This is a genomic window from Skermanella sp. (assembly GCF_059503625.1).
The window spans coordinates 1-2,410 of record NZ_JCACHA010000427.1 but is presented as its reverse complement, the minus strand read 5'-3'; the positions used below and the strand labels follow the sequence as shown (position 1 = coordinate 2,410).

The 2,410-nt window shown below is 61.8% G+C and carries 2 protein-coding genes; both read right to left on the bottom strand.

Features of this window, described 5'->3' with window-relative positions; genetic code table 11:
* Positions 1–27 precede the first annotated feature (27 nt).
* A complete protein-coding gene (locus tag AC5JJ6_RS09370; RefSeq protein ID WP_496041780.1) occupies positions 28–183 on the bottom strand; it encodes a hypothetical protein in 156 nt (51 codons plus the stop codon).
* Positions 184–1,042: 859 nt separating this feature from the next.
* The gene (locus tag AC5JJ6_RS09365) at positions 1,043–1,981 is read right to left on the bottom strand and encodes a replication protein RepA (protein WP_496041781.1); all 939 of its coding nucleotides are present in this window, start codon (positions 1,979–1,981) and stop codon (positions 1,043–1,045) included.
* Positions 1,982–2,410: the final 429 nt, after the last annotated feature.

Here is a 2,410-nt window from a genome sequence, read left to right as displayed (position 1 = left end):
CGACCGCGCCGGCTCAAGCCCCAAGAGTCAGACCTTCGGGCGCTGGGTATTACTCGCCACCAGGTCGGTGGGGGAGACGGTCTTGGTGTGGCAGACAGCCAGCGGCATGTCGCGCACTGGCCTGGCGATCGGCCAGGCGGCAAAAGGGAGTAGCTCGGCGGTGAAGACGGTCTGGGCCTGCATGTCTCATCCATGCGACTCATTGCCTGCCGGCGTGCGCCAGGACCTGTTGGGGGGAGAAGCGCGGTCCGACCTGCGATCGGTAGGGGCCGGCAGGCCGGTTCGGTGTGAGCGCTGTCGCCGGCCGCGGCGCACTCTGAGAGCCTCTCCGGCCGGAGAGGCTGATACAGGCCCTTGTTAAGACAATTGGTATGGTCGGAGCTGCGCGCTTTACCCCCCAGCCCGGGGGTAAGGCGCGGTATGGCAGGCGCAGCCGTGTGCGACGCTGGTTGGCTCCGCAAGGCGAAATCTTCCTTCTCTTGTCCCTTTGGGAGCGACACCATCTCCCGGGACAAAAGTCGTCTCTTAAAGTGGGGGGAGAAGCGCGTTAGGAAGTGCCGCTCCTGGGGCTCATTCTGGTCGAGCGTCCGCGCACCCTCATAGTCCCCGTATTCGGCAGCGTCCGCGCCTAACCCCCCACCGGCAGGCCTTCTCTGTATGGAACTAGAGCGAAGCGGCCTCACCGGTATCCGGCAATGACGTTCGCGATAGGCTCGCATTGCCACTTCCCGGCTGATCGGGGTCTGACATCGGATGGCTAGCTAGCGAGTGTAAAGCGGCCGGGGGGAGAAGCGCGGCTAGCGCTACCCGGGCGGAAATGACTTGGTTTTCCTGCGAATTCAGAGTGACACGAAATTCCGCTCTCGGCCGGCAACCGTCTGAGAACATAGCAGAATTATGGCTTCTGCCCAGGTAGTGCTAGCTGGTGTACACTTGGTCACTGCAGCTGCAGCGAGATGCCGGACCGGCCGACGAAGTTCGATCGTTACTGGGATTTTCTAATGAGCACGTGGATTGCCGCTGCTGTGGTCGAGGTTGTCGCTTAGGACAAGCTTCCGGAGACACGCGGTGCGATTGGCGGACGTGATGGGTGCAATATTAGGCCACGTTCATCAACCATGACACGGGCATCGGGGTAAGCGGCGAGCGCCGCATCCAGAGCCTGCACGAAGCGAGGGCGGAAATGCCTCACTTCCTTGAAGCCGGCGCCAAACTGCTGGTGTACAGCGGCCCACCGAATGGGAGTCTGCCGTTCCAGGTTGTGCAACCGCCAAGCTAGCCAGACATAGATATCGAGAGATAGGGATCGGTCGCGCAACTGGCGGATGGCCGTCTCCAGGAGTGGGACGGGGTGGTCGCGTAGGGCGTCAAAAAACGTTTGATCGAGCACGACCCGATCTTCCCAAAGCTTGCCTTGATCGTCGCCCGAGCTCATGTCGTGAAGCTGCAGACCAGAATTGACGATGCGACCGGCCGACCACGCCGACGATCCCCGCTCTTCTTCCCAAAAAAATTTCAGGCTGCATGCGCTTATTCTAGTGGCCTGCTCACGCATTGCCTTGGCGGTTTCGCCACCCCATGCGATTCCCATGCGCCCCATCCAGTCGCGCATGCTGCGGCCGAGTTCTACTTCGCGGCTGCCGGTGCGGACTGCAGCCGTCTGCAGGTAAAGCAGGATCATTCGGGCGCGGGCGCCGAACGGCACGCCCCACAGCTTCGTCTGGCCGTTGACTTTCATGCGGCCGGGCTCGACTAGAAGAGTAACGCGGTGACCGTGTTTCTCCCAAGGGGCATCGTCGGCCAGACGCTTGTGTGGCAGCGAGGTCAGGCAGAACCCGGTATATGAGATGCCGATAGAACGGCTTTCATCTGCCAGCACCTCGGCTGCAATGTCGACCAGCGGACGGCGCTCTGGCTCGACCATCCTGCTTGCCGCTTCTCTGCCGTGTAGCAGCACCAGATGGTGAATGTTGTCGCCCATCGCCACGGACTCGTTCCCGTCCTCAGCATCATGGGCAAACTGCACTTTCTGAAACAGCCTCGTCAACTGGGGGGAGAAGCGCGGGGTCTAGTAGAGAAGTATTTGACTCTATCTAGTAGAGTCTGCGGCTTAACCCCCCAGGATAACCCCGAGTCTCGCGCCTTTTCCCCCCGCTTGGCGCGCTTCGCCCCTGTGGATAAGGCGCGTACCCTGTGGAGCGCTTCTCCCCCCGGTACTGCCACGAATCGAGGCCTCGTGACGGAGCTAGTGCGGCGTGTCGCTCCGATTCGCCTACCTATTGATCCGGTCTGGGAGATTTTGAATCAGGCGGCGTAGCGGAAAGTCATGTGCCCGAAGAAGCTGCGGACGCGGTCGGGCAGCTTCGACAGCCTGCGCCTGTGCCCGACGACGGCGCGCTTGAGTTGCGCC